Here is a 26,319-nt window from a genome sequence, read left to right as displayed (position 1 = left end):
TCCCTACCCGGTGAGGCCCGCGAGCCACCCGTGCGGGACGACTCCGCGCTGGGGGGACGCCCGGGGCCATGGAGCCGGAAGCGCGGCACCGCGGGCACGTGGAGCCGGTGTGCCCGCGGTGCGGTGCGGTAGGTGGCGCTGTGCGGTCAGTGGTGCGGGGCGGACAGTGGTGCGGGGCGGTCAGCGGTCAGAAGACGAAGCAGTCCGCGAACCGGGTCTCGCGGCTGAGCGCGGCGGAGGCGAAGCCGCCCGCGTTGCGGGTGACCTGGGCCGCCTCGGTCGGGTGCGGGGTGGTGCTCTGGCAGGACGTCGGGGAACTGTGCCCGGACATCAGGTAGTCGCAGCGTCCGTTGCGGTTGTCGGGCAGGCCGAGGGCGTGCCCGAGCTCGTGCGCGGCGATCCTCGGCGGGTAGAAGCCGTCGTCGACGGCCTGGCGTCCCATGTAGATGGTGGCCCGGCCGAAGCCGCCCATGTAGGTGCGCGGCCAGCCGTCGTCGGCGTAGACCTTGACGGTGGCCTGCGCGCCGGTCGCGGGCTTGAGCTGGATCGCCGGCACGGCGGCGTTCCAGGCGGCGGCGCCCTGGTCGACGGCCGCCCTGAACTCCTGCGCCGCGCCGGCGTCGTAGTAGATCGTGCGGACCGCGACCGGCGCCGCGGCCGACGCGGAGTCGACGACCAGCGCGGGCACGAGGAAGGACAGCCCGAGCGTGACGGCCAGCGCCGTCACGATCTTGCGAATCACCATGGAGAACTCCTACAGGTGGGGGGAGCGGGGGTCAGCCGCCGATCTGCTGGTTGATCCATGACAGGTACGGCGCGATGCCTGTGTAGAGCGTGGTGGTCGCGCACTCGCCCATGTTGTCGCCCGGGCCGTGGGTCTCGCCGACGAGCGTCCAGGCGCCGCGGCTGCCGACGACGGCGGGACCGCCGGAGTCGCCGTGGCAGGCGGAGTGCGTCCGGTCGCCCGACACGCAGACGTCGTTCGCGGTGCCGCCGCCGGCCGCGCACCGGCTGCTGGGCAGGACGGTCAGGTCGATCTCCTGGAGGACGGTGGCGGTCCGGCAGCTCGGCCAGCTCATGCAGCCGAAGCCGAGCAGCCGCACGGGGGTTCCCGCGGCGGGGTTGGACTGCGCCATCCTGACCGGAGCCGACTGGGCGGGGGTGGACAGGTGCATCAGTGTGAGGTCGGTTCCGGACCGGGTGGTTCGCCGGTCGATGTAGCGGACCTCGCCGCCGGAGTTCTTGTAGGTCGAGCCGATCCGGGCCTGCGACGCCGGGCCGCAGTGGTTCGCGGTGACGATCCACTGGGGCGCGACCAGGCTGCCGCCGCAGCCGTTGCTCAGCGACACCATCCAGGAGTACGTCTCGGTGGCGTTGTGGCCGCCGATGATCGGCACCCCGCCCGCACCGGGCGGTTCGGCGGCGTTCGCGGACGTCACGCCGCACATCGCGAGCGCGAGCGCGCACGCGACCAGCGCCGCATGCATCAGTCTGCGCATGACGGTTCTCCAATCGGGGGGTATTTCCGCGGGGCTGTATGGAGTCCGGTGAAGAAGCGGTTCCGGCCGCCGCGGGCGGGCCCCGCTCGCGCTGACATTCCTCCACGGCCTTGCGCCGGAGCGTGTTCGCGAGAAAAATAACCGCCGTCGAAATGAATCGGCCCCGCAAGTGCCGGCACGCACCGCGGCGCCTTGACATCCTCGCGTGGATCACAGTTACGGGAGGTTAGTTGAGGGCGGGACCGCCTTCTAGAAGATGAAAAGCGCTAGATATTCAATGTGTATTTCGAGGGTCATAGAAACCCGGCTTTTCCTGTGCGTTCACGCCGGTGTCCGGCGAGTGCGGCCGCCCGTGGTCTTGCGGGGCCGCCCCGGCTCCGGCGGCGCGGGCGACCATTCACAACACGGAATACCGACCGGCCCGTGCTCGCGATACAGGGAGCCGCCGTCATCCTCACCACGTTCGACCTCGACGAGCCGCTCTACGCCGCGCTGCGGGCCGGGGCGAGCGGCTTCCTGCTCAAGTCCGTGCGCCCGCCGGAGCTGGCCGAGGCCATCAGGGTGGTCGCCCGAGGCGAGGCGCTGCCGGCCCCGACCGCGACGCGCCGGCTCCTCGACAGATTCGTGGCCGTCCAGCTGAGGGCGCAAGCTCGGTGCCCGCGACCGCGTCCATGCCGTCGTGATGGCCTACGACCTCGGTATCGTCCGCCCCCGCCCCTCAGCCTGAGGTCGCATCCGCAAGACCCCTCACGCGGCCGAGGCCCACCGGCTCCGCACCGCCCTAACCTGATCACAAGAAGTGAGAACGCCATCACCAAGGGCAGGTGAGCAGATGTTCAGGTCACGGCGGGTGCACGAGGACGAAGCGTGGGAAGGCACCGTCACCGCGAAGTCCCGCAGCAACCCGGACGGGTCGAATCTCTACCATTACCTCAAGGTCACCTTCACCGACGGCAGGACGAGGAAGATCCGCGTCGACGGCTCCCTCTGGAGCTCGCTGAACCCCGGCGACCAGATCGTCAAGCGAGCGGGATCCGACCCCGCGAAGAAGTAGCGGCGCCTTCTGGACTACGGGCGCTGACGCGCTGCTTCGGGCGGGCGGCTTGCGCGGGTCCAGGGCCAGGTGATCAGGGCCCAGCCGAGAAGGATGATCAGGGTCTCGACCATTACGTACCAGGGCCAGGGGCCCATCAGGTCCAGGACCGAGCCGGAGCCGGGCTTGTCGTTGAGGTATCCGTAGTTCGTCCCCGCGCTGAGGTTGAAGACGAAGGTGGCTACCGCCCATGCCGCGGTGGCGGCGACCGCGAACCCGTAGTCGCTCCAGTCCGGCCGCATGCCGAGGCCCCAGGTCAGGTACACCGCGGACCACACGATCATCAGGTGCATCCCGAAGAAGCCGAGGTAGTCGATGCCGGGGTAGTCGCCGCCGTTGAGCGCGGGCGTGAGCAGGCCCTGCACCGAGAGGGTGAGCCCCCAGTAGTAGGTCAGCGCGAACCAGCGCCGGCCGAACGTCCACAGCGCGCCGACCGCCGTCAGCCAGGCCACGTCGCACAGTTGGAGCGGCAGCGACCCGCCGATCCGCCACTGGCCGGGGAGCAGGGTGTGGACCTGGGTTCCGACCATCACGTACACGATCGCCAGCGCGTACGCCTTGCCGAATCCCCGCGCCTGCTCACCGAAGGCCGCGCCCGGCTCCGCTCCCGCGCGCTGGGATCGGCCGACGAGCACCAGGCCGACGCAGCCGACCGCGAACAGCCCGAGCGCCGCCCAGTGCGAGGGGCCGTACACGGCGAAGCGCCCGGCGTCGGTCAGCGGCATCCGGCGATGCTAACCGCCCCGGCCGCCCGGCGGCTGCGTTGGTTCCACCCGGCGGCAGGGAATCGTCCGACGCGCGGACGCCGTCTCCGGTGCTGAGAGTGACCTCTGAGTACTCCAGGGTGATGCAAGAGATGGCTTCGCGGGGTGATGTGCGGTCTCGGACGGCGGGCGAGCATGGACGGCGAGTGAAGTCGTGGTCCGGACGAGGGAAGGAGCGCAAGGTGCGGAAGGTCGCCACGGTTCTCGGGCTCGTCGTCGGCCTGTTCTTCGTCGCGCGCGCGGTCGCCGAGCCGTTCGTGATCGACATGACCGACCCCGCGACCTACCGGGAGGACTGGGGCGGGCCCAGCCTGGCCGGAGTGCTGCTCGTGCACTGCGGTCCCGGGGTGCTCTGCGCGATCGCGATCATCGTGATGCTGCTGCGGCGGCGCCCCGGCGCGCGGAGGGGCGAACCCGGCGTCTGACCGTACGCGGGGTGACGCCGGGGCGGTGGCGCTATTCGAGCAGGGACGCGGAGTGGTCGGGGACGTAGGTCTGCATTTCGCGCGGCGGGCGCTCGTAGCCCTTCGGGGGCGGGCGCTCGGGGAGCGGCAGGTGGGGCGGCTCGACGGCGTGGTAGGGGATCGTCGACAGCAGGTGGGCGATCATGTTGATCCGGGCGCGCCGCTTGTCGTCGCTCTCCACGACGTACCAGGGCGCCTCGGGGATGTCGGTGTGGACGAACATCTCGTCCTTGGCGCGGGAGTAGTCCTCCCAGCGGGTGATGGACTCCAGGTCCATCGGCGACAGCTTCCACCGCCGCATCGGGTCCTCCATCCGGCTGCGGAAGCGGCGCTCCTGCTCGTTGTCGCTGACCGAGAACCAGTACTTGCGCAGCAGGATCCCGTCCTCGACCAGCAGGCGCTCGAAGATGGGGCACTGGTGGAGGAAGCGCGTGTACTCCTGCTTGGAGCAGAAGCCCATGACGCGCTCGACGCCCGCCCGGTTGTACCAGGAGCGGTCGAACAGGACGATCTCCCCGGCGGCGGGCAGATGCTCGGTGTAGCGCTGGAAGTACCACTGCGTGCGCTCGCGGTCGGTCGGTACGGGCAGCGCGACGATCCGGGCGACGCGGGGGTTGAGGTACTCGGTGACGCGCTTGATCGTGCTGCCCTTGCCGGCCGCGTCCCGTCCCTCGAAGACCACGACGACGCGGGCGCCCTCGCTGCGCACCCACTCCTGCAGCTTCACCAACTCCGCCTGGAGGCGGGCCAGCTCCGGCTCGTACACGTTCCGGGGCAGGCGCTTGACCTTGCTCATGAGGACATCTCTACCCCAAGGAGGGGCGCACCGGACGTCCCGGGCGACGGTGAGCGGGTGGATCCGGCGTGTCCGGCCGTCCGGGAGGCCTCTTGACCGCGCCCGACCGGGGTCATACATTCACTCACGATATGTATGAATGACTGGCTGTAGGAATGACTGTCTGGGCGGTGGCGGTATGCGGAACGAGACGGCCGTGGTGCTCGGCGGCAGCGTGGCGGGGCTGTGCGCCGCCGGAGTGCTAGCGCGGAGCTTCGACCGGGTGGTCGTTCTGGAGCGGGACCGGCTCCCGGCGGACGCCGAGCACCGCCGGGGCGTCCCCCAGAGCAAGCACCCGCACTTCCTCCTCAACTCCGGCCGGCGCGCGATCGGCGAGATCTTCCCCGGGTTCGAGGAGGCGCTGATCGCCGCGGGCGGGATGCACCTGATGCCGTCGATGGACGCCGCCTACTGCGAGAACGACGGCTGGGCCCCGCGCAAGTCGGGTTCGATGACGATGGTCTACAGCTCCCGGGTGCTGATCGAGCGCGTCCTGCGGGACAAGGTCCGCGAGGTGCCCTCCATCGAGATCCGCGAAGGCGTGACCGTCACCGGGCTGCGGTCGGTCGGGGCCGGGGCCCCGAGCGGCCGCGTCGAGGGAGTCGAGTACAGCACCGCCGAGGGCGAGGACGGCTACCTGGCCGCCGGCCTGGTCGTGGACGCGCTGGGCCGCGGCTCGTCGGTCGTCGACTGGCTGGGCGCGGCCGGCTGGGACGTGCCGCCGCAGCAGACCCTCGACGCCAAGGTCACCTACACCTCGCGGTGGTACGACCTCCCGCCCGCCGACCGGCGCCCGGAGTCGTGGTGGTGGAAGCACCTCGTCATCACCCCGACCCAGGACGGCGGCGACCACCCCGCCGAGCACGAGTTTCTCAGCAACTTCTTCCCGATCGAGGGGGACCGGGCCATCGTGTGCATGGGGTCGTGGGGCATCGAGATGCCGCGCAAGGCCGAGGCGTTCGAGGCCGCGGCGGACCGTGTGCGGACACCGGTCTTCGGCCGGGCCGCCCGCGCCTGCACCCCGACCTCCGAGGTGCACCTGACCCGTTCGACCGGCAACAAGTGGCGCCGATTCGACCTGCTCAAGGCGCCCCCGGTCGGGCTCGTGAGCATCGGCGACTCGATCTGCGCCTTCAACCCCTTCTACGCCCAGGGGATGAGCTCCGCCGCCCGCTCCGCGCTCATCCTCGGCGAAATGCTGCGCGTCCGCGGCGCCGTCGACCTCGCCTTCACCCGCGAGTTCCTCCGCCGGCAGAGGGCGTCCCTCCAGGTGCCCTGGATGCTGGCGATGGCCCGTGACCAGGCCTACGACTTCGCGACGGGAACCGAGACCGCCCCTGCCTGGCGCCGCAGGATCACCGCGCGCCTGAGCTGGCCGATCTTCAACGCCATCACCGCCGCCGGCCGCGAGGACGCCTACGTCGAGCGGACGTTCGCCCAGGTGTTCAACCTCGACAGGTCGCTGGGGCAGATGGCCGCGGACCCGCGGTTCTGGTTCGGCGTCGTGCGCTACAAGCTGCGGCAGCGGCTCGGCCGCACCATCGTGCCCGGCGGGTTCGACGACCAGCGGGACCCGCCCGGCACCGACTTCACCGGCTACGCCGGCCCGCGCGGCGCCTCCCCGTCCGGCGGCGCCCGCGGCGACGACCTCGTCGGCGCCTGACTCCGAGGGAGCAAGCGATGGGGTACACCTGCGACTCGGCGGCCGAGCGCGTCGCCGAGCGACTCGGCTTCTCCTGCCACGGCGCCGATCCCGTGATCAGCGTCCGCAATCCGTTCGGCCTCGCCGACGGCACCATGCCGGCGCTGGAACTGCTCGTCATCGGCGGCGCGGTGTTCGCCCTGGTCCATGCGTGGCGGCGGTGGCGCCGCGACGGCGACCCGGTCAACCTCTCGCTGTGGTTCGCCTCGGTCGTCTACCTGGCCGTGATCGAACCGCCGCTGTACTTCCCCGGCTGGTTCGGGCTGCAGGAGCACGTCGGGTTCATCTTCTCCCACAACGTGTTCACGGTGCAGTTCATGTACGACCGGCTGCCGCTCTACATCGTGGCCTTCTACCCCGCGATCTCGCAGCTCGCCTACGAGCTGGTCCGGGCCCTGGGCGTCTTCGCGCGGCGCGGACCGCTGGCCGGGTCGCTGGCCGTCGCGTTCGCGTGCCAGGTCTTCTACGAGGTCTTCGACCAGCTCGGCCCGCAGCTGCGGTGGTGGGCGTGGAACGCCGCCAACGAGAAGATCAACCAGCCCGCGCTCGCCTCGGTGCCGATGAACAGCATGCTCCTGTTCGCCTCGGTGTCCTTCGGCGCGATGACCTACCTCGTGGTCCGCCTGGTCGGTCGCGGGGACGGCCCAGCGCTGACCGGGCCGCGGATCGGCTGGCGCACCGTCCTCGCCGGCGCGGTGACACCGCTCGCGATGATCATCGTGAGCGCGCCCAGCGGCGCCTTCCGGGACCACCTCGGGGCCCAGCGGGCCGTCCTCGGCGTCGAGCTCGCCGCGGTGTGGATCGCCGGCCTCTACCTGCTCGCCGAGGCCTGGCGCGCGAGCCGCGCACGCGAGGCCGCCCCGGTGGCTTCGCCGCTGTTCGCGCGGACGTATCCGGCGCTGTACCTCGGCGTCCACGTCGTCTTCTGGCTGGTCGCGCTGCCCGCGTACCTGGCGTCGAGCGACGGCGTCACCGAGCAGGGGACGCCGGTCGGGAGCCTTTGGTACGCCGCGCTGTGCGCCGTCGCCGCCACCGTGTTCACCGTGGCCGCGGTGCGCGCGACGGCGCCCCGGACGACGGCGGAGCCTGTGCGATCCTAAGACCATGGGGCACCACGGCTGGGGCGGCCGCCCTCCCGCGTCGGAGGCCGAGGCCCGGCAGCGCATCGTCGACGCGACGGTCCGCTGCATCGACAGGCACGGCGTCGTGAAGACGACCCTGTCCGACGTCGCGGCCGAGCTCGGTGTGACCCGCCAGACCGTCTACCGCCACTTCGGCCGCATCAGCGACATCATCGGCGAGGTCGCGGCCCAGGGCGCCGAGGCGTTCGTGGACCGGCTGATCGCCCACCTCGAGGGCATCGGCGACCCGGCCGAGGCCGTGGTCGAGGGCATGATCTTCTGCGTGCGGACCATCCCGAGCGAGCCGCAGCTGAGCCTGCTGCTCCAGCTGGAGGACTCCGCCGCCTTCGGGCGCGGGGCCACCACCGCGGACGCCATCGCCTACGGCGCCGAGATGCTGCAGCGCTTTCCCGTCGACTGGGCCGCCGCCGGCATCGGCGAGGACGACCTCGACGGGCTCGCCGAGATCGTCATGCGCCTGCTGACCTCGCTGCTCCAGCACCCGAGCGAGCCGCGGAAGGACGAGGCCGAGCTCCGCGCCGTCCTGAACCGCTGGCTGGCCCCCGCCCTGCGCGCCCGCGCCTGACCGCGAGCGTGCCGCGCGAAGGCGGCGGCCGCGGTGGCGGGACGGTCCCGCTTACTCCGTCGCGGAGCGCAGGTACGGCGTGAGCAGTTCGTGGGCGAGCCGGCGGGCCGCGCGCTCCGCGAGGCCCTCCTCGATCATCCGTGTCAGGGCGTAGACGACCGACTGGATGAGTTCGGCCGTCCGGTCGGGGTCGGACGCGCCGTGCTCCGCCAGGGCCGCGCGGAGCGGCGTCTGGAGCTCGTCGTGCAGCAGCCGGCTGGAGTTGGCCAGCGTGTCGGTGCGGCCGGTGGCCGCGAGGGCGCGGGCCAGCGCGTGGTCTCCGCGGGCGACGAGGCGGAGGTTGGCGTAGACGTAGGCCAGGATCCGGTCGCCGGGCGTCCCGGCCTTGGCCATCTGCGCCTCGACGTAGGCGGACCAGCGCGGGAAGGTGTCGACGATGAGGGCGTCGAGCAGATCGTCACGGGACTTGAAGTAGGCGTACACGCTGGAGCGGGCGAGCCCGGCCCGGCGGGCGACGTCCGCCAGGCTGGGGGCCCGCTCGGCCTCCTCGGACAGCAGGCCGCGGGCGGCGTCGAGCAGGGCGGCGCGCTGCGCGGCGCGGTGCTCCGCCACGGTCGGCGCCTGGATCTTCGGCACGCGGCCCCCTTTCCCCTGTCCCGTCGTCGCGCCCGCCGGGCGGCCCGGCCGGGGCGTCAGGCGAGTGCGGTCAGGCGCCCGTCGATCATCTCGTACACCGTGTCACAGTGTTCGAGGACGTCGTGGTCGTGGGTCACCATGATGGCCGCCACGCCGTACTGCCCCGCCTCGCGGGCGAGCAGCCGGACGATCTCGTGGCTGCGCGCCCGGTCCAGCGCGGCGGTGGGCTCGTCCACGAGCAGCACGCTCGGCTCGGTCACCAGGGCGCGGGCGATCCCGACCCGCTGCCGCTCCCCGCCGGACAGCTGGTGGGGACGCCGGTCGGCCTTGCCGGCCATGCCCACGTCCTCCAGCAGCGCGAGGGGGTCGCGGCCGGACCGCGCGCGGCGCGGCCGGAAGCGCATCGGCAGCCGGAGCTGGTCGACGGCGGAGAGCGCGGGGATGAGGTTGCCCGACTGGAAGACGAACCCGACGTGCTCGCGCCGCAGCTTCGCCCTGGCCCGCCCGCCGGCGGCCGTGAGATCGACCCCCGCCAGCGTGACCGTGCCCTGGTCCGGGCGGGCGAGGCCGCCCGCGACCGCGAGCAGGCTCGACTTGCCGGCGCCGGACGGGCCGACGATCGCGGCAAGCTCTCCGGGGCGCACCACCAGGTCGACGTCGTCGAGGGCCTGGACGGTCTCGGCGCCGTCGCCGTGCCGCAGGCCGACGCCCTCCATGACCAGCCCGGGGCGGTCGGTCGCGCCGGCCTCCTGCGGCCCGGCGGTCGGCGTGGTCTGGCCGGTCATCGGTTTCCTCCAAGGACGGTGGCCGGGTCGATGGACGCGATCCGGGCGACGGCGGCCCCGGCGCCGACGAGCCCGAGCAGGACGAGGCCCGCGGCGGCGGCCGTGACGCTCGGGGCGCTGAGGGCGAACGGCATCCCGCCGCCGGTGATGAGCGAGCCGAGCCCGACGCCGATCCCGGCGCCGATCGCGACGGAGGCGATGAGGAGGAGGAACGCCTGGGTGAGCGCGTCGCGGAGCAGCCAGCCTCTCGACGCGCCCATGGCGCGCAGCACGGCGACCTCGTGCTTGCGCTGGATGGCCCAGACGGCGAAGAACGCCCCGACGACGAGTGCGGAGATGGCGTACAGGAACACCTGGATGAGCTGGAGCGTGGACGTCTCGGCCGTGTAGCCGGGCGAGGCGCCGTAGGACTCCTCCAGAGTGAGGCTCTCGGTCCTGGCGGCGGCGTCGCCCGCGGCCAGGTCGACCGAGGCGCCGGACTTCGCGCGCACCGCCACGGCGGTGATCTCCTGCGTGGCGTGCGCGGGCACCGGGTCGCCCGGCGCCGCACCGGCCTTGATCAGCTGCCAGGTGCGCAGGGGCACGTAGGCCACGTCGACGTGTCCGAAGGTGTTCTGCCGCGGGGTGGCACCGACGACGCGCAGCTTCGTCCCGAGGCGGGCGACCGTGACCGTGTCGCCGATGCGCAGGCCGGCGTCCAGGGCCGTGTCGCTGACGACGATGCCGTCCGCGCCGCTCAGGCGCGCGCCCTCGCTCACCTCGGGGGAGAGGAACGAGTCCGGTGCCACGCCGAACAGCGCGAGGTCGATGTCCACGCCGCGGTCGCTCTTGGTGTTGACGAGCGTGTTCCCGTAGGGGGCGGCCTCCGCGACGCCCGGCCGGCTCCGCCAGGCGTCCACGGCGGACATGTCCACCACGCTCCGGGAGAAGGCGGAGTCGTGTTGGACGCCGCGCTCGAACGCGAAGGAGGTGACCGGCAGGTTCTGCAGCCCGGACACCCCGTCCCGGACCAGTCCCACCGACAACCCGGACAGCATCACCATGAGGACCGCGATCAGCCCGACGACGGCGCCCATCAGCCCGAACCGGACCTTGGCGAACCGCAGCTCACGAAGTGCGAGGAACATCAGCCCACCCGCGCTTTTGTCGACATCATGTCGTCAAGATACCAACACGATGTCGCCAACCTGCCGCGGGGGCCGAGTCCCCGTGACCGGAGGCGCTCCCGCGAACTGATCGCGACATTTGCGACAGATGTGACAGTGCTGATCTTCCTGGCGCTGAGCCAGGTGAGCGGGCCGCAGGGCCCGGCCCGATTGGAGATCATCTTGTTGCCGCATGCTCGTCCCGCCGTGGCGCTCGCCCTGGCCGTCTCGCTGGCGGCCGGCGGCTGCGGGATCGTCGGGAAGGCCAAGGAGGAGGCCGGCGCCCCCGGCGAGAGCGCCCCGCCGCCCCCGCCGGCCCCGGCGCTGACGGAGCAGCAGGTGCGACCGGTCCTGGCGCGCTATGTCGCGCAGTCCAACGCCGTCCACAAGCTGCTGAACGCCAAGGGCGCCGCCACCGTCTACACCGGTTCGTCCCTGCAACTGGAGGCCGCGAAGTACCGGATCTTCAAGGCGAACAAGCTGCGGTTCAAGCCGGCCAGGTACGGGCAGGTCCTCGGGGCGAGCCCCAAGTTCACCGGCCACCCCAAGTGGTTCTTCGCGGTCATGACCGACCGCGGCGCGAACCCGCCGGTGCGGGACCACATCGTTTTCGTCCAGGACCGGGAGGGCGGCCCCTGGCGCGCCGCCTACGCGCCGCTGGCCGCCAAGCCGGTGAAAGGCCCGATCGCGCCGGGCGTGGACGTCGCCGACTACCCGGACGTCGTCCCGGAGGCCGACGCCTCGCTCGTCCTCGCGCCGAACCAGGTGGCGCCCGCGCTGGCGGACGCCGTCAACCGGGGCTCGCAGAGCGGGCACCTCCGCTCGTTCACGGTGCCGGCCTGGGCGAAGCAGAAGCGCGCCAGCCTGCTCCAGGACCGCAAGACCTTCCGCGCCCAGCGCTGGGCGGGCACGGCGGCCTACTCGGGGGCCAAGACGCCGGTGTACGCGGTGCGCACCACGTCCGGCGGCGCGCTCGTCTGGTCGGCGATCGAGCTGACCGAGTCGTTCCGCCATGCGGGCAAGGGCGCCGGGATCACCTGGAAGCACCGGGACTGGGGCGACCTGCTCCGCCCGTTCACCGGCCGCTCCAGCATGAAGCGGGCCATCACCACGGTCGAGCGCATCGAGCTGCTCACCTACGTCCCGCCGAAGGGCCGGGGGACCGTCAAGGTGATCGCGTTCCGCTGGGCTCCGATCCGCGTCACCGGGAGCTGACACCGCCGCTCCGCGCCCCTGCGCACCAGCGGATGCGGGCAGGGGCGCCGGACGACGCCCGCGGCTAGAACGGGGGCCGGTCGAAGCCGGTGAAGAGGAGCCAGATCGCACCGAACGCCGCCGAGGGGCGGTCGTTGAAGTCACCGCGCTCCGGCAGCCGTTCCAGGAGGTCGAGGACGGCTGAGATGTGCCCCCGCTCCGCGGCGGCCCTGATCAGCTCCTCGATCGGGCGCCGGCGCTGCGAGTGCGGAATCCCCTGGATGCGGGCGTAGCGCTCGGCCAGTTCCCGGACGTCCTGGTCGGTCGGCGCCGGCGGCCGCACCGGTGGCGTCCCCCGGCGGGCCGGCTCGAAGAGCTCGTCGCCGACCGCCCAGTTATGGTCCCCCCAGGTCTCCAGCAGATCGGCGAATCCCAGCTCGGCGAGGACCGTCAGCACCTCGTACGGGACGTCCCAGCCGGGCAGGTCCTGGAACTCGCGGGCCAGGTCGAAGCGACCGGTGCGCAGCAGGTGGACGAGCCACTCCGCGTCCCAGAAGAAGCTCCCGTGCGGATGCCCGGAGCGGTCGTCCAGGAGGGCCCGGACGAGGTCGTCGCGCCCGCACTCCAGCATCGAGTGCATGACGGCGATGTGGTCCTGCCACGGGTTGGGCTCGATGGTGATGGCCGCGCGGGCGTGCCGGAACCACTGCTCGGCGGTGCTCGTGTCCCCCATCGCCTGGCAGGCCGCGCCGAACGAGGCGGACCTGTCGGCGTCGAACATCTTCTGGTCCACCGAGGGCATCAGCGACCGGGCAAGGGAGAAGGCGTTGCGGGCGGAGGGGACGTCCCCGGCCCGGGCGAGGACCACGGCGACGTCGGACGCCGCGGCGAGCCGGCCCGCCGGTTCGGGGATGTCGCCGACCAGGGCCATCGCGGCCTCGGGTTCGCCGTGCCGGGCCCGGAGCCGCGCGGCGGCCCGCAGGTGGTCGGCGATGTGGGAGCCCCAGCTGTAGCGGTCGAGCCCGGCGAGCGAATCACGTGCCGCCTCGAACAGGTCGTCCATGGTCGCGGTGTTCGGGGGCGGCCACTCGGCGGGCGCACCGGCGTCCGCCTCCTCCAGTTCCTCCCGGTACTCGCGCAGGATCTCGCCGTCCTCGGAGTCCAGGACGTCGGCGGCGGCGAGGGCGCCGGGCAGGACGCGGAGCTCGCCCCAGCGCACCGGCCAGGCATGGCGCCACCCGATCCCCCAGGTGAGGAGGGCGTCCAGTTCCTCCTCGCGGCCCTCCGGAGCTATGACGGCGTCCGGCTGGAGGGTCATCGCCCAGTCGTCCTCGCCGAGGGCGAAGATCCGCCCCTCGAACTCCTCGGCGAGGTCGTCCTCCACCGGACGCGGGCCCGGCGGGACGTACAGCGAGTAGAAGTCGCCGACGACCTCGCCCGTCTCGGCCTTGACGAACTGCATGACCGCGTCGTCGAGCAGCACCAGCGTGTCGTCCGCGCCCCAGTACACGGCGTCGGCGCCCCCGGCGGGCACGCTCCGGACCGGCCGGGGGTCCGCCGGGTCGGCGAACGACCAGACCTCGGCGGTTCCCTCGATGGTCAGGAAGGCGGCCCGTTCGCCGCCGGGCGCCCAGGCCCAGGCGTTGCGGTCGCCCTCGCGGTCCCCCCACCCCGCATGCGGGATCCTGGCGCTGAAGACCAGGCGCTCGCCGTCGAGGATGTGGACGCCGCCCGTCTCGGCGGTGCCCGTGGGCGGTGTCAGGACGGCCAGCCGGTCGGCGGCGCGGCCGGGCGCCCAGTGCAGCGAGACGGGCCCGCCGAGTGCGAAGGGGCCGCAGCGGATCCGCCCGGTGGACGCGTCGCGCAGGAACAGGCCGCGGCGGGTGACGGCGGCGACGGTACGGCCGTCCGGACTGAGCCGGGCGAACTTGCCGGGCGCGTACCAGACGACCTCGCGCGTCGCGGCGTCCACGCCTATGGCGTTGCCCCCGAACAGCCGGGTGCCGTCGGGCGACCACTCCGGATCCTCGATCCACTGCCCGACCTTCCAGTCGTCCTCGTACCTTTCGAGCTCCGCGAAGCGGGCCCGCACGGACTCGGGCAGCCGGCGCGCCATCAGGTACGGGTGGTCGGTCTCCACATGGTTGGGCAGCCAGTTCAGGTGGCCGTGCTCCAGCGGGACGACGCAGCCCTGGAGTCCGCCGTCGCCGTTGGTGCCGCAGTGGTAGTAGACGCTGCGCCCGTCGGGGGAGAGGGCGAACTGCGAGGGGCGCGAGTTGCCGTCCGACACGCTGATCGTGGCGAGCCGCTCGCCGTCGAAGGACCAGACGCCCACCATGTTCGTGGAGTGGGCCAGGGCGATGCGGGAGGAGTCGGCGGACCACTGGATCGTGCGCTCGTAGCCGGGCCATCCGATGCCGCCGTCGATGCGGCGCACGGTGTTGACGCACCGTCCGGCCGCGACCTCCCAGATCTGCAGGACGCCGCCCGCGTCGTAGTCGTCGCCGACCCAGCTGCCGGTGGCCAGGTAGCGGCCGTCCGGGCTCATCGCGTGGGCGACGATCTCCGTGTCGTGGCCGTACGGGTGCTGGAGCCGCGCCGCGCCGGTGTCGATCAGCCGCCGGGTGGCCAGCCGGTGGGCGTCGGTCACGCCCTCGGCGCGTTCGAGTTCGGCCAGCCGGGCCCGCAGCGGTGGGACGTCGCGGGCCGGCGCGAACGCCGACCAGTCGGCCCCGTCCAGGAGCGAGTACAGATCGTGGGACGCCTGCGCCTCCGCCAGTTCGGCGGCCGGCACGAACGGCCGGGGAGGGGCCTCGACCGGCGCGGCCCCGCCTTCCTCCCGCTCCAGCATGCCGATCAGCGCTTCCTCGTCGAAGTACGGCGTGCGGAGCATCGCGTCGTTGCGGGGAATCGGCCCTGATTCACCGGGACCGAGGAAGATGAGGTCCGTCTCCTCGGTCGCGTCCTGCGCCACGCGTGCGCCGAGCGCCCGGAGCCGCCGTACCGCGGACTCCCTCTCGATCTCCCAGAACTCCCCGTACAGCACGACCGTGCGCCCTCGCAGCTTCATGATCATCGGACCTTACCGACCGGCTCCGGCGCCGTCGGCCGATCTACGACATTCATGGAAAGCGGCCTGAACGCGGCTTCTCGGCGGTCCTGCCGCGCGGTGCCGACGGAGACCGGCCGCCCTCGAACCGGCGTTCTCGAAGGCCGTCCCGGAGCGGACCGGAACCTGACGGGCTTTCAGTTCCGGCTTCGCGGCGTTAATCTGACGGACAGTCAGAAACGGGTGGGAACGCCGCCCGTCCGGTCGGCTCTCGGAGGCGCGGTCCCGATGGAAACCCCTACCCGGCCCGGCGCGCCGCTCGCCGGGGTCCGGATCGTCGAGGCGTCGATGCTCGGCCCCGGCGCCGCCACCACCCATCTGGCCGACCTCGGCGCCGACGTGATCAAGGTCGAGCCGCCGCGGGGCGACTACCTGCGCGAGACGACCTGGCCGCTCGTGTCGGGGGTGTCGCTGATGCACCTGCACATCAGCCGGGGCAAGCGCAGCATCGTGCTCGACCTGCGCACCGCCGAGGGGCGGGAGGTCTTCCTCGACCTGGCCAGGAGCGCCGACGTCGTCGTGGAGGCGATGCGGCCGGGCGGCCTGGAGCGTCGCGGCGTCGGGCCCGACGTGCTCGGCGAGGTCAATCCGCGCCTGGTGTTCTGCGGCATCTCCGGGTACGGCGAGACGGGGCCGTACCGCGACCTGCCGAGCCACGGCGTCGCCTTCGACACGTGGGCCGGGCTAGTCCGCCCGGAACCGACCGGGGACGGCCACTGGGCGATCCCCGAGCACCCGTCGACGGGCATCAACGCCGGGCCGCTGTTCGCGGCCCTCGGCATCCTCGCCGCCGTCGTCCGCGCGCGGGCGACCGGGGTGGGCGGGCGGCTGGAGGTCGCGCAGTCGGACGCCGCCGCGTCGATGGACTGGCTGCGCAGCGAGACCTGGCGGGCCTACGAGCGGCCCGAGAGCGAGGTCACCGGCAACCGCGCCGACGGGTACCGGCGGCGCGAGCCGGGAACGGCCGGCATGCGCGACGGGGTGCGGTACCAGTTCTACGCGACGGCGGACGGCCACATCCTGCTCATGGCCTCCGAACGCGAGCTGTGGCGCAACTTCTGTACCGCCGTCGGCCGCCCCGACCTGTTCGAACGCCATCCGGGCTCGCGCTACGCCGACCACGCCGTCGGAGACACCGTGCTGCGCGACGAGCTGAAGGAGATCTTCGCCGGGCGCCGCAGCGCCGAGTGGATCGCGTTCGGCGTCGAGCACGACGTGCCGATCGCGCCCGTGAACACGCCCCGGACGCTGGCCGCCGACCCGCAGTTCCAGGACCGCCTGCCCTGGCTGCCGGCCGAGCGCCTCGGCACCGACCAGCTGCCGAGCCCGATCAGGTTCGTCGGTGAGCGGCGCCGGATCCCGAGCCGGGCTCCCGAGCTGGGCGAGCACACCGGGGAGATCCTGCGCGACGTGCTCGGCTACGACCCGGCGGCGATCGCGCGGCTGCGCGAGTCCGGCGCGCTCGGCGGACCGGACGCGGCGGGCGGGGCCCGCCCGGTCTCCGGCACGGCGGGCGGCTGAGCTCGCTCCGGAGAGGGTCGCCGTTGGCTATTGCACATATCTGACGACCCGTCATATTGTCACTTCCACTGCGTCCTTGGAGGTGAGACCATGGAACTCGCCCAGAACAGAACGAGTTCTGCGATCCCACGGCACGATCCGGAACCACCGCCCGCCGCCGTCCGCGCGACCGGCGTCGAGCGCCGGTTCCGCCGGGGCCGCGCGGACGTGCACGCCCTCGGGCCGATCGACCTCGACATCACGGCGGGCGAGTTCTGCTGCATCGTCGGACCGTCCGGATGCGGCAAGTCGACGTTCCTGCGGCTGGTCGCCGGGCTGCTGCGGCCGAGCGCGGGACGCCTGGAGATCCGCGCCGCCGCCCCGCACCCGGCCGCGATGATCTTCCAGGACTACGGCATCTACCCCTGGAAGACCGTCCTGGCCAATGTCCGCTTCGGGCTGGACGTCCAGGGCGTCCGGCGGAAGGAGGCGACGAGGCGGGCCCGCGACTGGCTCTCCCGGATGGGCCTGACCGACTTCGCCGACGCCTACCCCGCCGCGCTGTCGGGCGGCATGCGGCAGCGGGTGTCGATCGCCCGGGCCCTCGCCGTCGAGCCGGAGATCCTGCTGATGGACGAGCCGTTCGCCGCGCTCGACGCGCAGCTGCGCACCATCCTCCAGGAGGAGCTGCTGGCGATCTGCGAGGCGGACCGGCGCACCGTCCTGTTCGTGACGCACAGCCTGGAGGAGGCGATCGTCCTCGGCGACCGGGTGCTGGTGATGAGCGCCCGCCCCGGCCGCGTCCTGGCCGAGCGCACCCCGCCGTTCGGCCGCCCCCGCAGCGGGGACGTCCGGCACTCGCCCGAGTGCGCGGAGCTGAAGGCCGAGTTGTGGGACCTGCTTCGGGGCGAGATCGAACCGGCTGGAGGCGGCGCGAGATGACCGGACAGCAGACCCTGCGGGCGGCGTCGGCCGAAGAGCGGATCATCGTGCGCGAACCGGGAGCCGCCGAGCGGTCCCCGGCCGGGGCCGCGGCCCGCCGGCGCACGCTGGAACTCGGGCTGGCGATCGGCGTCCCCGTCGTCCTGATCGGGCTGTGGCAGGTCGCCTCGGACCAGGGCTGGATCGACGCGCGGCTGTACCCCGCGCCGACGACCATCGTCGCCAACGGCTGGGACCTGGCCGTGGACGGCAAGCTCTGGCCGGACGTGTGGGTGACGACCCGCCGGGTCGTCCTCGGCTTCCTGATCGGCACCGGCATCGGCGCGCTGCTCGGCCTGGTGATGGGGACCTCGCGGACGGTGCGGGCCGCGCTGGAGCCCCTGCTCGACGCGCTCTACGTGGTGCCGAAGCTGGCGCTGCTGCCGATCTTCCTCAACATGTTCGGCATCGGCGAGGGGCCCCAGCTCGCGCTGGTGGCCGCCACCGTCTTCTTCTTCGTGTGGATCTCCACGATGTCGGCGTTCCTGGCCGTCCCCGAGGGGTACCGCGAGGCGGGCGCGGTCTTCGGGGCGGGCCGGTGGCAGATGTTCCGGCACGTGCTGCTGCCCGGCGCGCTGCCCCAGATCATGGTCGGGGCCCGGATCGCGGCGGGGGTGTCCGTCCTGGTCATCGTGGCCTCGGAGTTCGTCGCGGCGACCGACGGGCTGGGCTACCTGATCTTCAATTCGCGGGCGCTGTTCCAGAACGACGTGATGTACGTCGGCATCGTCTGCGTCGCGGTGCTCGGCGTGGTCTTCTCCGAGATCATCCGCTTCCTCGGCCGGCGGCTGACCCCCTGGGCGCCCGGTGACCGGGACCGCGTCCGTACCTGACCAGGCGTTCCAATGCCGGAGGACAAGATGAGAATCCCCCTGTTCGTTCCGATCATCGCCGCGGCGGCGCTCGCCGCAGGCGCGTGCGGCGGAGAGGGCGCCGTCAGCGCCGACTCCCCGCGCAAGGCCCGTCCGATCAGCCCGGTGGCGGACTGCGGCGCGACGGCTTGGAGCGATCCAGCCGACCTGGCCCCCGACCGCGCCCCGGCCCGGTGCAAGGCCGGCGCGCCCGCGCCGAAGCCGCTGGCGAAGAAGACCAAGATCACGGTGTCCTCCAGCACCGGATCGGCCGAGTTCGTGGCCCCGCTCAAGCTCGGCATCGCCAAGGGCGAGTTCGCCAAGGAGAACCTGGAGGTGGAGTTCAAACAGCTCCCGGTCGCCGACTCGATCCCGCTGCTGGCCAAGGGGGACCTCGACGCGATGTGGTCCGCGCCCGAGGCGGCGTTCTTCAACGGCCTCCAGCAGAAGTTCGAGCTGCGCTGGGTGCTCGGCAACTACTCGTCCAACCCGAAGTCCAAGTCCGGGCTCTGGGCCCGCGTCCCGAACGGGACCGCGCCCGAGGCCGCCAGGCTCGACAACGCGCAGATCGGCTCGCTCATCGGCAAGGGCAGCGTGATCACCTACCCGATGAGCCAGGTGCTCGGCCGGCACGGCACCAGCCTCAAGAAGGTCCGCTTCACCAGCCTGACCGGGCCCGCCGACACGGTGACCGCGCTGGAGAACGGGGGTGTGGACGCGGCGTGGATGGTCGACCCGGTCTGGAAGCAGGTGGACGGCAAGCCCGGGATCCAGTTCCTCGGCGGCCAGCCCCTCGGCGAACCGCTCGGCGGCCTCATCTACGGGCCGGGGATGCTGCGTGAGAACCCGGACGCGGGCGTGGCGTTCGTCCGCGCCCTGATCCGGATCGTGAACACGTACTTCGTCGGGGACTACAAGAAGAGCGCCGCGTTCGTCGAGGAGCTCGCGTCGAGCCTCAACCTCAAGCCGGAGAGCCTCACCGCCGTCCCGCCCCCGATCTGGGACTGGGAGATCCGCAAGGGCACCACCGACCGGTTGCAGAAGGCCTACGTCGAGGGCGGCGCCCTGGGCAGGACGGTGCCCGAGTCGGAGGCCGTCGACCGCACCTTCTACGCGGAGGCCGTGGGCCACAAGCCCTGACCTCGCACTCCGGCACGACATACGGCATGGCACGGCCCCGGAACCGGGAGACGGTTCCGGGGCCGTACGGCGTTCCGGGCGTCGCGGGCGTCGTGGTGCCGGCGGGGCCCGCTCAGACCAGGTCGAGCTTCAGCATCCGGATCGCGTTGCCGCGGGTGATCTTGTAGACGGTCTCGGCGTCCAGGCCCTGGAACATCTCCTCGGCCACCTTCCTGGTGTGCGGCCAGGTCGAGTCGGTGTGCGGGTAGTCGGTCTCGAAGGTCACCCGGTCGGCGCCGATCCGGTGGAGCGACTCCAGCCCGTGCACGTCGCGGAAGAAGCAGCCGTACACCTGGCGGTGGAAGTAGACCGACGGCGGCTCGGGGATGGTGTCCCGCACGCCGCCCCAGGCGCGGTGCTCCTCCCACACGTCGTCCACCCGCTCCAGGACGTAGGGCAGCCAGCCGATCTGCCCTTCGGAGTAGGCCACCTCCAGTTGCGGGAAGCGGACCAGGACCCCGGAGAACAGGAAGTCGCACAGCGAGGCCATCGCGTTGTTGAACGAGAGCGCGGCGGAGACCGCGGGCGGCGCGTCGGCGGAGGTGGCAGGCATCTTGGACGACGACCCGATGTGCATGTTCACGACCGTGCCGGTCTCCTGGCAGGCGGCGAAGAACGGGTCCCACGCGCCGGAGTGGACGCTCGGCAGCCCGAGGTGCGGCGGGATCTCGCTGAAGCAGACCGCGCGCACGCCCCGCGCGGCGTTCCGGCGCACCTCCCGCGCCGCCAGCTCGGCGTCCCAGAGCGGGATCAGGCACAGCGGGATCAGCCGCCCGCCCGAGTCGCCGCACCACTCCTCGACCATCCAGTCGTTGTAGGCCCGCACGCAGGCCAGACCGAGCTCGCGGTCCTTGGCCTCCGTGAAGGTCTGGCCGCAGAACCGGGGGAAGGTCGGGAAGCACAAGGACGCCTCGACATGGTTGAGCTCCATGTCGGCGACCCGGGCCTTGGGGTCCCAGCAGCCCGGCCGCATCTCGTCGTAGGTGATGGGGGACATCGTCATGTCGTCGCGGTCGAACCCCACGGCGGCGACATGGCGCTTGTGGACGTAGACGAGGTCCTCGTAGATCCAGCAGTCGGCCTGCGGGCCGTCGTCGTCGAAGGTCTGGCGGTAGGTGCCGCCGCCGAGGTGCTCCATCGCGCCGACGCCCCGGCGCTCGACCCGGGGGCCGCGGTCGCGGAGCCCCGCGGGCAGCCAGTTCCGCCAGACGTGCGGCGGCTCGACGACATGGTCGTCCACGCTGATGATCTTGGGTAGCTCGCCGAAGGACAGGCTCATGTCTCACATCCGAACTGAATCTGATGGACCGTCAGAAACAAGGTAACGGCGCGCCGCCGATTCCGGAAGGCGGTCGACCGGTGAAACTGACAGGTCGTCAGGCAGGCGCGGTGACGGCCAGCGCGTCCAGTGCGACGGCGCCGCTCGGCAGGACGGCGAGGGGGTTGATGTCCAGCTCGGTGAGGACGCCGTCCAGCTCCAGCCCCATCCGCTGCACCTTCATGATCACGTCGACGAGCGCGCCGACGTCCGCCCTCGGCCGGCCCCGGGCGCCGTCCAGCAGCGGGAACCCGCGCAGCCCGGCCAGCATCCGGTGGGCCTCGGCGGCGTCGAACGGCGGGACCCGGAAGGCCACGTCCTGGAGCACCTCGACGAAGACCCCGCCCAGCCCGGCCATCACCGTGGGCCCGAACAACTCGTCCTGGGCGAGGCCGACGACCGTCTCGACACCGCCGCGCACCTGCTCGCAGACCAGCGCCGCGTCGACCCCGGCATGCGCGGTGACCCGGCGGTACGCCTCGCGCACCTGCGCCGCCGAGCGCAGGTCCAGCCGCACCAGCCCGAGGTCGGACTTGTGTGCCATGCCCGGCCCGCACCCCTTCAGGACGACCGGGAACCCGATCGACGCCGCGGCGCGGGCGGCCGCCGCGGCGCTGCCCACCAGCTCCTCGCGGGGCGTCCGGATCCCGTACGCGCGCAGCAGCTCCTTGGCGGTGTGCTCCGAGGCAGGTCCGGCGGTGAGCAGGCGCCGCGCCTCGGCGGCGGCCGGCGAGGGAGTCCTCGGCAGGTCGGAGAACGGGGACCGGTACCGGGCCTGGAACTCGTGGAAGTCGAGATAGGCGCGCACCGCCCCGACGCAGTTGGCGAAGGTGCGGAACACCGCGAGCCGCCGCGAACCGAGCAGGATGTCCCGGTACGCCGGCTCGGTTCCGGCCGGTGAGCCCCAGACCACGCAGATCGGCTTGTCGGTCCGCTCGGCGATCTCCGCGAGGTCCCGGGCCAGGACGTCGCTCATCGGCGGGAACGCCCCGGTGATCGGGCAGATCAGCACGCCGACCGCCGGATCGGCCACGATCGTCTCCAGGATGCGGCGGCCGCGCCAGTCGCCGACCGGATGGCCGCCGTTGTCGACCGGGTTGGAGACCCGCAGGTAGTCGGGGATCCACTGGTGCAGCGCCTTCTGCGTCGCGGCCGACAGCTCGGGCAGATCGAGCCCCGCCGCCGAGCACAGGTCGGCCATGTGCGCGCCGGTGCCGCCCGAGATGGCGTAGACGCACACCCCGCCGCTCACCGGCGGCTTCGCGCGGGCCAGCAGCGCGGAGGTGTCCAGCAGCTCGTCGAGCCCGTCGACCCGGGTCACGCCGAACTGCCCGAGCACGGCGGAGGCGACCGCGTCGGACCCGGTGAGCTTGCCGGTGTGCGAGGCGGCCATCGAGGCGCCGTCCCGGGTCCGCCCGACCTTCACCACGACGACCGGCACGCCGCGCCGGGCCGCGTGGTCGGCGGCGAGCATCAGGGTGCGGCCGTCCTTGAACCCCTCGACGTACCCGGCCACCGCGCCGACCTCCGGCAGGTCGGCGAAGTGCCGGAGGAAGTCGGCGAACTCCAGGTCGGCCTCGTTCCCGGTCGGCGCCCAGTGCGACACCCGGACGCCGAGCTCCTGCGCCTGGAAGATGGGACGCCCCTGGTGGCCGCTCTGCGAGATGAGCGCGATCGCCGGACCGTCGAGGTCGTCGCGGAACTCCTCGAACGCGTTGAGGTTGGTGTTCGGGCCCAGCACCCGGGGCCCGTCCAGCGCGAGCCGTCCCATCCGCTCCTGGGCGTTCCTGCCATCGTCGCCCAGCTCGGCGAAGCCGGACGCGAATACCACGGCGAAGCGGGCGCGGACGGCCGCGAGCTCGTCGAGCACCCCCGACGGATCGCCGACGAGGACGGCGGCGACGTCGATCGGCTCGGGCACGTCGGCCACCGACCGGTGGCAGGGCTCGCCGTCCACCCGGTCGCGGCCGGGGTTGACCGGATGGACGCGGGCTCCGACGCGCTCGGCCCAGGCGCGCAGCCTGCGGTAGACGGCGGTGTTCGGCCGCCCCGGCGTGTCGGAGGCGCCGACGACCGCGAGCGTGCGCGGCCTGAAGAACACGCCGAGATCCTCGTCGCGGAGCGCCAGGACCCGGCCGCTCGCGTCCCGCTCGATGTCCTCGGCCCGAGAAGGGCTGTGATCTGACATACCGTCAGTTTAACCTCGAAGAGACATCTATCTGATGGGGCGTCAGATTCATCCTCGTGACAGAGGGCCGTACTCGGCCATGCCGGATCACGTGCGCGTCCGGGACCGTCCCCCAGAGGCCGGCTACTTGGGCGGGCGCCTGCCCGACACGGCCCAGAAGACGAGTTGGGCCATGCTCTCCCGCAGGTCGGCGACGCTGATCTCCCAGGACTCGTAGCCCTGCTGGTGGGCGGCGTTGTGCGCCAGCATCCCGACGAGCGCCCCGGCCAGCGCCTCGGGGTTGACGTTCTCGGCCACCCGCCCGCGCCGCTGCGCGTCGGCGATCACGGCGGCGAGCGCGGTCATCACGTTGTTGAGCATGCGGACGCGCAGCGCGTGGAAGCGCTCGTCGCCCTCGATCGTGGCGAGGTCCACCACCCGCAGGACCGCCTCGTTGTCGCGCCAGAAGTCCAGGAAGCCGTCGACCAGCATCTGCGCCGTCTCGTAGCCGGACTTCCCGGTCCAGGGCTGGTCCTCGACGAGCGGGCGCAGCCGCTTGCCCGCCTCGGCCATGTCGGCCGCGATGGTGAGGACGGCGGCCTCGATGTCGGCGAAGTACTGGTAGAAGGTGGCGGGGGACGTCCCGGCCCGCCGGGCCACGTCGATCACCGTGATGTCCCGGTAGGGGGAGGTGGCGAGCATCTCCGTCAGGCGCTCCAGCAGCCGCTGCCGGGTCGCCTTGGCACGCCGGCCCGCGACTCTGCCGTCTGAGGTCAGCACGGTTTCTGGCATACCGTCAGTTTAGGGCCTCCGAACCGCCCCAGGGGCGCGCCCGGGCCCGTCCCGGCCCCCGCTCTGGCCGCTCGATGACGAAGGGACGGTCGATAGCTGTTTGAGTTGTTTGTCCTGCTATCTCGTGAGGCCGCTGCGTTTTGACCAGTTCATTGCTGAATGTCGGCGAATCAGGTGGTTAGGGTGGGAGCCGATCGGGTGTGACACGGTGCGGACGCACTGTGCGGGGCGGTGATGGCTTCAGCGGTATCGAACGCGGCGAGCGAGCATCGGCTGTCGCGGCTGCCCGCGGACACGACGAGCTTCGTGGGGCGGCGGAACGAACTGGCCGAGCTCAGGCGCATGCTGTCGGAATCGCGGATGGTGACCCTGACGGGCGTCGGAGGAGTCGGCAAGACGCGGCTGGCCACGCGGCTGGCGACGGTCGTGCGGCGGGCGTTCCCGGACGGCGTGTGGGTGGTCGAACTCGCCGAGGTGGAGAAGCCGGAGCTGCTGGCCGCGACGGTCATGGAGGCGTTGGAGATCCGGGACCACTCCCATCGCCCCTCGGCGGACGTGCTGGTCGAGCACCTGTGCGACAAGCACATGCTGGTCGTCCTGGACAACTGCGAGCACCTCCACGACGAGTGCGCGGTGCTCGCCGAGAGGCTGCTGCGCTCGGCCTCGCATCTGCGGATCCTGGCCACGAGCCGGCACGTCCTGGGGATCGCCGGCGAGCAGACGCTCTCGGTGCCGCCCCTGTCGCTGAACAGCCTCGACCCGCGCGGGACGGCCCGGCCGCAGCCGATGTCGGAGGCGGTGCACCTGTTCGCCGACCGCGCCCGGTCGGTGGTCCCCGACTTCGCCGTCACCGACGCCAACCGGGCGGCGGTGGAACGGGTCTGCCGGCGGCTGGACGGGCTCCCGCTCGCCATCGAGCTGGCGGCGGTGCGGCTCCGGGTGCTGTCGGTGGACCAGTTGCTGGACCGGCTCGACGACCGCTTCCGGCTGCTCACCGGGGGATCGCGGGCGGTGCTGCCGCGGCACCAGACGCTGCGCGCGCTGATCGACTGGAGCCACCTGCTGTGCACGGAGCCGGAACGCGTGCTGTGGGGCAGGATGTCGGTCTTCGCCGGCGGCTGCGATCTGGAGGCGGCCGAGGACGTGTGCTCGGGCGACGGGATCCTCCGCGCGGACGTCGTCGACCTGATCGCGGCCCTGGTGGAGAAGTCGATCCTGAGCCGTGAGGACCATGACGGCGTCGTCCGGTACCGGCTGCTGGAGAGCATCCGGCAGTACGGCCGGGAGCGGCTCGCCGAAGCCGGGCAGACGGCGCGGTTCCGGCGCCGGCACCGCGACTACTACGGGAGGCTGGCGGCCGAGGCGCGCGTCCGGCTGTTCGGGCCCGACCAGATCGCCTGGCTCGACAGGCTCCAGGTCGAGCACGCCAACCTGCGCACCGCGCTGGACTACTGCCTGTCCGCCCCGGGCGAGGTCGGGGCCGCCCTGAGGATGGGCGCCGACCTGCTCTACCACTGGATCACCAGTTTCTACCTGGCCGAGGGGCGCCGCTGGATGGACCGGGCGCTGGCCCTGGACACCGGAGCCGACGAGGCCCGCGCCAGGGCGCTGTGGTCCAACGGCTGGCTGGCGATCATCCAGGGCGACCTGGACGGCGCCGCCGCGATGCTGGCGGAGAGCCGGGCCATCGGGGAGCGGCTCGGGTGCGGCGAGGTCCTGGGGTACGTGGCCCTGTACTCCGGGATGATCGCCATGTTCCGGCAGGACGCCGACGCCGCGATCGGTCTCTACGAGGAGGCGGTGGAACGCCACATCGCCGCCGGGGACCCGGTGGGCCAGGCGCTGGCGCTGATCCGGCTCTCCCTCGCGCACTCCTTCCTGGGCGACTCGGCACTCGCCGTGTCCATCGGCGAGCAGGGGATCGCGGTGTGCGAGGCCCACGGGGAGGGCTGGCACAGGGCGTACGCGCTGATGGCCCTGGGCGTGGAGGTGTGGCGGCAGGGCGACGCCGCCCGCGCCACGGCGATGGAGCAGGAGAGCCTGCGCTTCAACCGCTCGCTCGACGATCCTCTCGGCCTCGGGGTCAATCTGGAGGTGCTGGCCTGGGTCGCCGCCACCGAGGAGCAGCACGCGCGGGCGGCCCGGCTGCTGGGAATCGCCCAGTCCGTATGGAAGGCGGTCGGTGCGGTCCTGTCCGGGTACGGGCACCTCGTCCGGTACCACGACGCGTGCGTGGACGACACGCGCCGGGCGCTCGGCGAGCAGGCGTTCCGTACGGAGTTCGAGCGCGGCGCGGGCCTTCCCGGCGAGGACGGGCTCGCCTACGCGCTGAACGAGGCGGCGCCCGCGGGCGCGGGGGAGGAAGACGTCGAGGAACCGTCCCCGCTGACGCCCCGGGAAACGCAGATCGCGCGGCTGGTGGCGGAGGGGGAGAGCAACAAGGGGATCGCCGCCACCCTGGTGATCTCCCAGCGCACCGTGGAGGGCCACATCGAGCACATCATGAACAAGCTCGGCTTCAACTCCCGGGTCCAGATCGCCGGATGGGTCCACGACCGAGGGCGGGAGACCGGCACGGGGCCCGGGGGGTGACGGCGC

22 protein-coding genes and 1 pseudogene are annotated in these 26,319 nt (G+C 72.4%); 12 read left to right on the top strand and 11 right to left on the bottom strand.

Annotated features, from left to right (window positions below):
• Nucleotides 1–187 precede the first annotated feature (187 nt).
• Both K4S16_RS27785 and K4S16_RS27780 read right to left on the bottom strand, forming a co-directional pair.
• A complete protein-coding gene (locus K4S16_RS27785; RefSeq protein ID WP_149261968.1) occupies nucleotides 188–745 on the bottom strand; it encodes a snapalysin family zinc-dependent metalloprotease in 558 nt (185 codons plus the stop codon).
• A gap of 31 nt (nucleotides 746–776) precedes the next feature.
• Nucleotides 777–1,499: a trypsin-like serine protease gene (locus K4S16_RS27780; RefSeq protein ID WP_149261967.1), complete on the bottom strand. Its 723-nt coding sequence runs from the start codon at nucleotides 1,497–1,499 to the stop codon at nucleotides 777–779.
• 447 nt (nucleotides 1,500–1,946) lie between these two features.
• On the opposite strand from K4S16_RS27780, the pseudogene K4S16_RS46985 reads away from it, so the two are divergent.
• Together K4S16_RS46985 and K4S16_RS27770 are read left to right on the top strand one after the other, a co-directional pair.
• Nucleotides 1,947–2,123 (top strand): annotated as a pseudogene (locus tag K4S16_RS46985) (DNA-binding response regulator); the annotation flags it as partial.
• Between the two features lie 208 nt (nucleotides 2,124–2,331).
• A complete protein-coding gene (locus K4S16_RS27770) occupies nucleotides 2,332–2,553 on the top strand; it encodes a hypothetical protein (protein WP_149261966.1) in 222 nt (73 codons plus the stop codon).
• A 14-nt stretch (nucleotides 2,554–2,567) separates the two neighbouring features.
• On the opposite strand, the gene K4S16_RS27765 is transcribed toward K4S16_RS27770, so the two are convergent.
• Entirely contained in the window at nucleotides 2,568–3,317 is a 750-nt protein-coding gene (locus K4S16_RS27765) for a TIGR02206 family membrane protein (RefSeq protein ID WP_149261965.1), read from the bottom strand.
• Between the two features lie 221 nt (nucleotides 3,318–3,538).
• Between K4S16_RS27765 and K4S16_RS27760 the strand changes: the two genes are divergently transcribed.
• The gene (locus K4S16_RS27760) at nucleotides 3,539–3,781 is read left to right on the top strand and encodes a hypothetical protein (RefSeq protein ID WP_149261964.1); all 243 of its coding nucleotides are present in this window, start codon (nucleotides 3,539–3,541) and stop codon (nucleotides 3,779–3,781) included.
• 31 nt (nucleotides 3,782–3,812) lie between these two features.
• Here the strand turns inward: K4S16_RS27760 and ppk2 are convergent, their stop codons facing one another.
• Nucleotides 3,813–4,616, bottom strand: coding sequence for a polyphosphate kinase 2 (gene ppk2 / locus K4S16_RS27755; RefSeq protein WP_149261963.1), 804 nt, complete (start codon nucleotides 4,614–4,616; stop codon nucleotides 3,813–3,815).
• 178 nt (nucleotides 4,617–4,794) lie between these two features.
• Here ppk2 and K4S16_RS27750 point away from each other — a divergent pair, with 178 nt between their 5' ends.
• From K4S16_RS27750 to K4S16_RS27740, 3 genes are read left to right on the top strand one after another with little or no spacing between them, the layout of a single operon-like run.
• Nucleotides 4,795–6,318 carry an NAD(P)/FAD-dependent oxidoreductase gene (locus tag K4S16_RS27750; protein ID WP_200842158.1) on the top strand — a complete coding sequence of 508 codons (1,524 nt, stop codon included), beginning with the start codon at nucleotides 4,795–4,797 and terminating at the stop codon, nucleotides 6,316–6,318.
• Nucleotides 6,319–6,335: 17 nt separating this feature from the next.
• Entirely contained in the window at nucleotides 6,336–7,457 is a 1,122-nt protein-coding gene (locus K4S16_RS27745; RefSeq protein ID WP_149261962.1) for a hypothetical protein, read from the top strand.
• Between the two features lie 4 nt (nucleotides 7,458–7,461).
• Nucleotides 7,462–8,064 carry a TetR/AcrR family transcriptional regulator gene (locus tag K4S16_RS27740; protein WP_149261961.1) on the top strand — a complete coding sequence of 201 codons (603 nt, stop codon included), beginning with the start codon at nucleotides 7,462–7,464 and terminating at the stop codon, nucleotides 8,062–8,064.
• A gap of 51 nt (nucleotides 8,065–8,115) precedes the next feature.
• On the opposite strand, the gene K4S16_RS27735 is transcribed toward K4S16_RS27740, so the two are convergent.
• From K4S16_RS27735 to K4S16_RS27725, 3 genes are read right to left on the bottom strand one after another with little or no spacing between them, the layout of a single operon-like run.
• Entirely contained in the window at nucleotides 8,116–8,700 is a 585-nt protein-coding gene (locus tag K4S16_RS27735; RefSeq protein ID WP_149261960.1) for a TetR/AcrR family transcriptional regulator, read from the bottom strand.
• Nucleotides 8,701–8,756: 56 nt separating this feature from the next.
• Nucleotides 8,757–9,485, bottom strand: a complete 729-nt coding sequence (locus K4S16_RS27730) for an ABC transporter ATP-binding protein (RefSeq protein ID WP_149261959.1) — start codon at nucleotides 9,483–9,485, stop codon at nucleotides 8,757–8,759.
• Complete coding sequence (locus tag K4S16_RS27725; protein WP_149261958.1) at nucleotides 9,482–10,612, bottom strand: ABC transporter permease; 1,131 nt, start codon at nucleotides 10,610–10,612, stop codon at nucleotides 9,482–9,484. The genes K4S16_RS27730 and K4S16_RS27725 overlap by 4 nt, the downstream gene beginning before the upstream one ends.
• Nucleotides 10,613–10,741: 129 nt before the next feature.
• Between K4S16_RS27725 and K4S16_RS27720 the strand changes: the two genes are divergently transcribed.
• Nucleotides 10,742–11,845, top strand: a complete 1,104-nt coding sequence (locus tag K4S16_RS27720) for a hypothetical protein (protein WP_149261957.1) — start codon at nucleotides 10,742–10,744, stop codon at nucleotides 11,843–11,845.
• A 64-nt stretch (nucleotides 11,846–11,909) separates the two neighbouring features.
• On the opposite strand, the gene K4S16_RS27715 is transcribed toward K4S16_RS27720, so the two are convergent.
• Nucleotides 11,910–14,894 carry a WD40 repeat domain-containing protein gene (locus tag K4S16_RS27715; protein WP_149261956.1) on the bottom strand — a complete coding sequence of 995 codons (2,985 nt, stop codon included), beginning with the start codon at nucleotides 14,892–14,894 and terminating at the stop codon, nucleotides 11,910–11,912.
• Between the two features lie 267 nt (nucleotides 14,895–15,161).
• Here K4S16_RS27715 and K4S16_RS27710 point away from each other — a divergent pair, with 267 nt between their 5' ends.
• The 4 genes from K4S16_RS27710 (at nucleotide 15,162) to K4S16_RS27695 (ending at nucleotide 19,405) form a co-directional block, all read left to right on the top strand.
• A complete protein-coding gene (locus tag K4S16_RS27710; RefSeq protein ID WP_149261955.1) occupies nucleotides 15,162–16,454 on the top strand; it encodes a CaiB/BaiF CoA-transferase family protein in 1,293 nt (430 codons plus the stop codon).
• Between the two features lie 90 nt (nucleotides 16,455–16,544).
• Entirely contained in the window at nucleotides 16,545–17,375 is an 831-nt protein-coding gene (locus K4S16_RS27705; RefSeq protein ID WP_149261954.1) for an ABC transporter ATP-binding protein, read from the top strand.
• Nucleotides 17,372–18,247, top strand: a complete 876-nt coding sequence (locus tag K4S16_RS27700) for an ABC transporter permease (RefSeq protein ID WP_149261953.1) — start codon at nucleotides 17,372–17,374, stop codon at nucleotides 18,245–18,247. The genes K4S16_RS27705 and K4S16_RS27700 overlap by 4 nt, the downstream gene beginning before the upstream one ends.
• Before the next feature lie 27 nt (nucleotides 18,248–18,274).
• Entirely contained in the window at nucleotides 18,275–19,405 is a 1,131-nt protein-coding gene (locus tag K4S16_RS27695) for an ABC transporter substrate-binding protein (protein WP_149261952.1), read from the top strand.
• Nucleotides 19,406–19,517: 112 nt separating this feature from the next.
• On the opposite strand, the gene K4S16_RS27690 is transcribed toward K4S16_RS27695, so the two are convergent.
• From K4S16_RS27690 to K4S16_RS27680, 3 genes are all read right to left on the bottom strand, one after another.
• On the bottom strand, nucleotides 19,518–20,723 hold the full coding sequence (locus tag K4S16_RS27690; RefSeq protein WP_149261951.1) for an amidohydrolase family protein: 1,206 nt from the start codon (nucleotides 20,721–20,723) through the stop codon (nucleotides 19,518–19,520).
• A gap of 97 nt (nucleotides 20,724–20,820) precedes the next feature.
• Nucleotides 20,821–22,950 (bottom strand): acetate--CoA ligase family protein, encoded by a 2,130-nt coding sequence (locus K4S16_RS27685; protein ID WP_149261950.1) that lies wholly within the window; start codon nucleotides 22,948–22,950, stop codon nucleotides 20,821–20,823.
• 123 nt (nucleotides 22,951–23,073) lie between these two features.
• Nucleotides 23,074–23,721, bottom strand: coding sequence for a TetR family transcriptional regulator (locus K4S16_RS27680; RefSeq protein WP_200842157.1), 648 nt, complete (start codon nucleotides 23,719–23,721; stop codon nucleotides 23,074–23,076).
• A 234-nt stretch (nucleotides 23,722–23,955) separates the two neighbouring features.
• On the opposite strand from K4S16_RS27680, the gene K4S16_RS27675 reads away from it, so the two are divergent.
• Nucleotides 23,956–26,313, top strand: coding sequence for a LuxR C-terminal-related transcriptional regulator (locus K4S16_RS27675; RefSeq protein ID WP_149261949.1), 2,358 nt, complete (start codon nucleotides 23,956–23,958; stop codon nucleotides 26,311–26,313).
• Nucleotides 26,314–26,319: the final 6 nt, after the last annotated feature.

Source organism: Actinomadura sp. K4S16, from assembly GCF_008327685.1.
In the GTDB taxonomy this organism is placed as follows: Bacteria; Actinomycetota; Actinomycetes; order Streptosporangiales; family Streptosporangiaceae; genus Spirillospora.
The sequence above is the reverse complement of the archived record's forward strand: the minus strand, read 5'-3'. Positions and strand labels throughout refer to the sequence as shown.